Source organism: Desulfitispora alkaliphila, from assembly GCF_050433185.1.
In the GTDB taxonomy this organism is placed as follows: Bacteria; Bacillota; Desulfitisporia; order Desulfitisporales; family Desulfitisporaceae; genus Desulfitispora; species Desulfitispora alkaliphila.
Genome location: NZ_JBNPXS010000071.1, coordinates 1 through 6235, shown reverse-complemented (window position 1 = coordinate 6235; position 6235 = coordinate 1). Strand labels below are relative to the sequence as shown.

The following is a 6235-nucleotide window of genomic DNA, read 5'->3' as shown; positions in this document are numbered from 1 at the left end:
TACACCTGTTCCCATGCCGAACACAGCAGTTAAGTCCTTCAGCGCCAATGGTACTTGGACCGAGAGGTCCTGGGAGAGTAGGTCGCTGCCAGACATAATGATCCTCGATAGCTCAATGGTGGAGCAACCGGCTGTTAACCGGTAGGTTGTAGGTTCGAGTCCTACTCGGGGAGCCAAAATTACTTATTCATACCACTTTAGTCTAAACGTTTTGGGCTATAGTGGTATTTTTATTTTAATTAGTTAACATTAAAGCTGGGTCCGGTTCTCCTGAAAAATCATCAGGAAAAACGGACCCTTTAAAGCTTTACAGCCAATTCTTTATCTTCTCATACCGGCCATACTTTCTATAATTTCATAAGTAAAATTCTTTTCTTGAATAGTGCCATCTTCATATTCAACTTCTAAAATTACTTGAGTGATATCTTCATCTAAAAGTTCCTCTGGCAGCTCTAATATCCATTCTCTTTTATGTGCTGTTGAATAGGGGTGTGTGCTCTCAGTTACTGGAACTGCAGTCTGTTGTTCACCATTGGTGATAATTATTGCTTTAACATCCTTGATTCGATAAAAGTCAAATAGAACAGGTTCTACCTGAGCAAAATTAGCACTATAATTCATCAACTTGCGACCATCACCAGTAGAAGAGGCACCTGCCCCTACTTTCCGTAGAGGTACAGGCTTATAGTATTGGCCTGGAATATCTGTTATTGCTTCAGATTTGACCAGATTCCCTTTAGAAACTAACTGATATTCATAATCCTTATCTGGCGATAATATTACTGAGGCGGAAAAGTTAGTGCTACCCTTTTGTACTGCGGGTATTTTGGTCCAGTCCTTTCCTTGACCTTTTTCTCTGTATTGAAATAACACATTTGGCTCTTTTTCAATCTCTTTAAATGTCCACTCTACATCCATGTTTATTTTCTTGGGGGAAGAGTCATTTTCATTGGCTCTAAAATCTATAGACCTGATCCATTTGTTATCTTCCTGAATTTCTGAAATGCTTCTTTGTATGCTACCAACCTGACTCTGCAACCAGTGAGTATTATTATAAACACTGCGATCAATATGAGTTGACAAATTGTTTTCCATTTGATTTAATCGGGAAAAGCTGTACAAATTTAAAGCTATACTTACTATAACTAGCCAGGTTAAAACTTTAATTTTTTTCTCCATGTCGTCCTCCATATATCCGTGTAATTTATATTATATAAAGTTTCGCTAATAACGAGAGAAATCCTTTAACTTTAAGAGTGACAAAGACTGACAAACTTGGTTGTTAAGTGACCTTAACACAGCCTTCTTGACACAAATCTTTAACAAGTGTATTATCTAGGATTGGAAGAAAAGTATTTATAATCAGGTGATAACAATGGAAAAGCATACAGTGTCTTATAAGGATAGAGCAATAGAGTTTGAGCTACATCGAAAAAAAGTAAAAAACATTAACTTACGGGTAAAGCCAGACATGACAGTAATGATATCCGCTAATAATAAAGTACCCATTAAGTACCTCAAGGACTTTGTAAAGAGTAGAGCGCCTTGGATTTTAAAGCACCTAGATAGCTTTAAAGACAAACAAGCCTATCAAAAGACAAGGGACTATGTGAGCGGTGAAACTATTAAATATTTAGGAAAACAGTATCAGCTAAAAGTAATAGCAACTCAAGCAATAGAAACAGTAGAGTGCCAACTGGGGTTTATTAACCTTTATGTTAAAGACAGTGTTAGTCAGAGTAGAAAAGAGAAGTTAATTCAGGAGTGGTTTAAGCAAAGGGCAGAAGTAGAGTTTCACCAATCTCTAGAGCGAGTATACCCTCTGTTAGAGAATTACCGGATTCCAAAACCTGAAATCATCATTAAAACTATGAAAAGCCGCTGGGGTTCCTGTAACAGCCATAAGAAAAGGATAACATTAAACAGTAAGCTGATTAGTGGACCTAGTTGTTGCATCGACTATGTGGTTCTCCATGAATTGATTCACTTTATCCAGGGCAATCACGACCAAGACTTTTATAAACTTATGACAGTCTTCATGCCCGACTGGCGAGAAAGAAAGATAATATTGGAAGAAGAAGTGGCAAGGGAGTTGTAGATTATAGATTTTGCTACTTAATCATAAGAGCAGCGACATACGCTGCTCTTTTACTATACCAACAGAAAGTAAGAGCAACTAAGCTTCAGTGCTAAGGATTACAGAAGATAGGAGAGTTTTTTTGTATTTAACTATAGATGGAAAAACTGTAATAAATTGTAGAAAAAGAAAAGGGAATAAATATAAGTCGTAGAATTTATAAAATTAAAATAATTATTTTAATTTTTGGGGGAGAGGCTTAGTTGAAAGGGGAGTCTATGTTGGTAAATACACTTTGTAAAATAGATAAGGTATTAGAGTACACACGCAAATGTCAGCAACTTTCTATAGAAGATTTAGACTATCGTTTTTTTACAGATTCCCTTAAAGAGCTTACAGAAGCTGAATGTGTTGTATTAAGCCTATTATGGTAATCACCCTTTTATGATAATATAAAATTAGTATTTACAACAGGGTAACTAAAAACACATATTTTCAGTCCTGGAAAAAGTGCAAAAAAACAGGATTTGTGTATTACAAATAGAATTAATTTAATGATAAAGTAGAAATTTAGAGGTGATTGATTCTATGACTGAAAGTATTAAAACAAATATTCCTCGAAAAGCGAATTGTTGAGCACCTGATATTGATGCTGGTCAGCATCCTCAGAGTAATAATACTGAAAACTGCCAGGTATGCGGGCAAGAATTGGAATATTTAAGTACTGGCAAGGAGTTACGCTGCTATCAATGTGGAAAAAAAGAAATTGGAAATATATGTTGTTCAAATGGGCACTATATTTGCGATGAGTGTCACGGGAAAGAACTCTATAACACTATACAGAATTATATAATGGCCACACAATCTCAAAATCCCTTTGAAATTGCCGAAGACCTGATGGGATATAGTAATGTGCCAATGTTGGGTTGCGAAAATGCATGGATTGCAGCTGGCGCCTTCATGGCATCCCTAAAAAACCAAGGTAGTATTCCAATAACAAATGATCAGATCAGTGAAGTTCTAAATAGAACTAGAAAGCAAGCAATTGGTGGATACTGTGGGCTAACAGGAGTTTGTGGTATTGTTCCCGCAATGGGAGCATGTTTTAGCGTTATTCTTGGTGCATTATGTTCAAAGGGTCAAGAAACAGCTACTACAATGAAGGTTGTTGGCAAAATAGTAAATGCTATTGCTGATCAGACTGGGCCATGTTGCTGCAAGAACTTTGTCAGGACTGCGCTCAGTGAAGCTGTTAAATCTGCCAAAGAGGAGCTCAAGGTAACCTTGCCATTACCTAGCCAAGCACTGGTTTGTTCTCACAGTAAACGGCACCCCCATGGATGTAGAAAGGCTAAATGCCCTTACTTTAAAACACTTTAAAACCTCGATCAGAGTCGATTGGGGTTTTATTTATTAATTTAGAAGCAAAATAATGTATAGCTCAGTGAAAGGGTGATAATAGTGATAATATTAGATAAACCATATGTCTCAACTTTTTTAGAAGAAACAATTGTAAAACTTGACCTACCTGTTTTAAATAATGGCATTAAAGCAGAGTTTAACTTGAGCAATAAAATTAAATTCTTAGACGACAAAGAGTTCGTTAAAAGATTTCAGGAAAAGAATGAAGGCTTAGTTTATACTAACTCAGAGAATTCAATTAACTGGATAACAAACAATTTGTCATTTACTGATTTACCCCAAAAGATTGAGGTTTTTAAGGACAAGGTTAAGTTTCGTGAATTGCTAAAGAGCATGCACCCAAATTTCTTTTATCAAGAAGTGGGCTTTGACAACCTAGATGAAATAGATGTAACTGAAATAGAAATGCCTTTTATTATTAAGCCATCAATTGGATTTTTTAGCATGGGAGTCTATAAGGTAAGTAGCATTTCTCAATGGAGGGATGTAGTAAACAAACTAAAAAAAGAAGTTAATAGTTTAGCAGATAATTATCCCGCAGAAGTTATAAATACTAATAAATTCATTATAGAGGAAAACATAGAGGGTGAGGAATTTGCTGTTGATGTCTATTATGATAATGAAGGCAAACCTGTAATTTTAAATATTTTAAAGCATATCTTTTCCTCTAGAGAGGATGTAAGCGACAGACTATATATAACGTCTAAGGAGATAATTGAAAAATACTACAGTGGTTTTACTTCTTTTTTATCAGAGCTAGGGAAGTTAATAAACCTAAAAGGTTTTCCGATGCATATAGAATTTAGAATTGATAAGGATGAGAATATAGTACCTATTGAAGTAAATCCGATGAGGTTTGCAGGTTGGTGCACAACGGATATTGCCTATTATGCTTATGGGATAAATATATATGAATACTTTTTAAAACAGAAAAAGCCCCTTTGGGAAGAGATACTAAAGGATAAAGAAGGTAAAACATACAGTATTGTTATTGCAGATTTACCAAGGGATGTAAAGGTCGCTACTATAGAGGGAATAGATTATGATAAATTCAAGTCATATTTTGAAAATCCTTTAGAAATGAGAAAAGTAGATTACATAAAGCATGGTGTGTTTGCTTTTTTATTTGCAGAAACAAGTGAGGGAAACTGGCAAGAAATAGACGGGATATTAAAGTCTGATCTAAAAGAGTATTTGAAATTTAAAGATTAGGGGGGAACAAGAATTGTCTAAAAGCAAATTTATTATGTGGCTAGGATTGATTCTAATTTTAATAGCTTCAGTTATTTCTGTAACTGGCTGTGCCCCAGAAGAAGAGGTAACTAAAGAACCTAACCAAGAAGAAAATTATGAGTCTGAATGGGAGCTAAGTGAAATCAAAGAGATTGCAGAGAAAGCCTTTTATATTTATTATAGGCAGACCCAAGGTGAAGTTTTTATAAGTGAAGTTTTTGATTTTACTGGTGATGCAAAAAGAGAATTATATAAGGGTAATTTAACTGTTAATATTCCAGGAGTAAGGGAATATATTGATGAAATTCAAGTGGATATTAAAGATGTGAGCAAAGGAAAGAGCCAGACTACAGTAACTGCGGTGATTAAATTTCCTCATGTTAAGAGAGAAACATTTGCCAGTATAAAAGAAGATATAGCCGAGGCAATCTCTACTTCCCAAGGAGAGCCACTTGATCTTGAAGAGATATTCATCCAGGCTCTTGCTCAGCAAGAACTTGCTCAAGAGGCAACTATAAAAAGGTTGGTAATTGAGAAAGATGGGGAGAAGTTAAAAGTTACTCAAATAGATGCTCCCCATGAGGTGTTTTTTACCTTCGATAAAATCTACCGAGAAGCAATTGCTGAGAAAATAGATGATGTAACATTGCAAGCTGATGCTGACAATTACATTACCTATGATACTAGTGCATATGGTACCTTTAATGATACTGAAATTAGTATTAAAAATTTCAACCCTAAGTATCTAGCAAGTAAAACCACTATAATTTTAGATAATAATATAAAACTACCTCTCGAACCATTCTGGAATGAATTGCAGACCTTAGAGGGAACTGTGGAGCCTTTTCTTGATGTGGGCCCAGATAGTTTTTTCCACCATATTAGATTGGGTGAAACACTTACCCAAGGAAAAAGTGCAGTTTACTTGACTAGGCCTTACAGATCATTAACAATGGATGCTGCCGTTGGGTATGTTAACCTAGATACAGGTCAGGTCAACTTAATAACAGTTATCAATGGTCCCGGAGAAAGCGCCAGTGATTTTTACTGGTCACTGGATGGTGAATATGTGGCATATCACTGGATTGCCAGTGGCTCAGGTCATTCATACTTACATATTTATGATTTAATAAAAGATGAAATTATAAGCTTTTATGATTTAAAGGGAATAGAAGTAACGGAAGCAGAAACTTTTGCTGGTCAATTTCAAGATTTGCAGTGGTCCAAAGATGGGGAAAAACTACACTTTAATCTAAAGAAGCCTCAAGAAGTTGAAGAAGATGGTGAAGTTTCCTCCTGGACTATAGATGTAAAAGAGAGGAAACTGGAAACCGCCGTTTAAAAATTGGGCTTATTGTATAAATAACAGTGATATATAAAAGGTATGTCGAATTGACATACCTTTTTATATGTGTGCCCGGCACGGGCGGTAACTTGGCGGTGAAAGTCCGCTGTGGGCTTGGTAGTGGGAACCACTAGCCAATGACAAGGGTGTCCATCGCG

6 protein-coding genes, 1 tRNA gene and 1 rRNA gene are annotated in these 6235 nt (G+C 35.8%); 7 read left to right on the top strand and 1 reads right to left on the bottom strand.

Annotation, left to right across the window (positions count from 1 at the left end; genetic code table 11):
- Both rrf and GGQ84_RS15110 read left to right on the top strand, forming a co-directional pair.
- Positions 1-94: ribosomal RNA gene (gene rrf, locus GGQ84_RS15115) — 5S ribosomal RNA — on the top strand; the annotation flags it as partial.
- Between the two features lie 7 nt (positions 95-101).
- A tRNA-Asn gene (locus GGQ84_RS15110) sits at positions 102-176 on the top strand.
- Positions 177-321: 145 nt separating this feature from the next.
- On the opposite strand, the gene GGQ84_RS15105 is transcribed toward GGQ84_RS15110, so the two are convergent.
- Positions 322-1179 carry a hypothetical protein gene (locus GGQ84_RS15105; RefSeq protein ID WP_429163639.1) on the bottom strand — a complete coding sequence of 286 codons (858 nt, stop codon included), beginning with the start codon at positions 1177-1179 and terminating at the stop codon, positions 322-324.
- A 196-nt stretch (positions 1180-1375) separates the two neighbouring features.
- On the opposite strand from GGQ84_RS15105, the gene GGQ84_RS15100 reads away from it, so the two are divergent.
- The 5 genes from GGQ84_RS15100 to GGQ84_RS15080 all read left to right on the top strand — a co-directional run bounded on the left by GGQ84_RS15100 (position 1376) and on the right by GGQ84_RS15080 (position 6074).
- Positions 1376-2098: a M48 family metallopeptidase gene (locus GGQ84_RS15100; RefSeq protein ID WP_429163638.1), complete on the top strand. Its 723-nt coding sequence runs from the start codon at positions 1376-1378 to the stop codon at positions 2096-2098.
- 257 nt (positions 2099-2355) lie between these two features.
- Positions 2356-2511, top strand: a complete 156-nt coding sequence (locus tag GGQ84_RS15095; protein ID WP_429163637.1) for a hypothetical protein — start codon at positions 2356-2358, stop codon at positions 2509-2511.
- Between the two features lie 154 nt (positions 2512-2665).
- Positions 2666-3457: a DUF5714 domain-containing protein gene (locus GGQ84_RS15090; protein ID WP_429163636.1), complete on the top strand. Its 792-nt coding sequence runs from the start codon at positions 2666-2668 to the stop codon at positions 3455-3457.
- Positions 3458-3538: 81 nt separating this feature from the next.
- Entirely contained in the window at positions 3539-4711 is a 1173-nt protein-coding gene (locus tag GGQ84_RS15085) for an ATP-grasp domain-containing protein (RefSeq protein ID WP_429163635.1), read from the top strand.
- A 13-nt stretch (positions 4712-4724) separates the two neighbouring features.
- Positions 4725-6074: a hypothetical protein gene (locus GGQ84_RS15080; protein ID WP_429163634.1), complete on the top strand. Its 1350-nt coding sequence runs from the start codon at positions 4725-4727 to the stop codon at positions 6072-6074.
- Positions 6075-6235: the final 161 nt, after the last annotated feature.

Coding starts and splice junctions, on each gene's coding strand:
- GGQ84_RS15105 (WP_429163639.1), bottom strand. CDS start 1,179: ATGGAGAAAAAAATTAAAGTTTTAACCTGGCTAGTTATAGTAAGTATA.
- GGQ84_RS15100 (WP_429163638.1), top strand. CDS start 1,376: ATGGAAAAGCATACAGTGTCTTATAAGGATAGAGCAATAGAGTTTGAG.
- GGQ84_RS15095 (WP_429163637.1), top strand. CDS start 2,356: ATGTTGGTAAATACACTTTGTAAAATAGATAAGGTATTAGAGTACACA.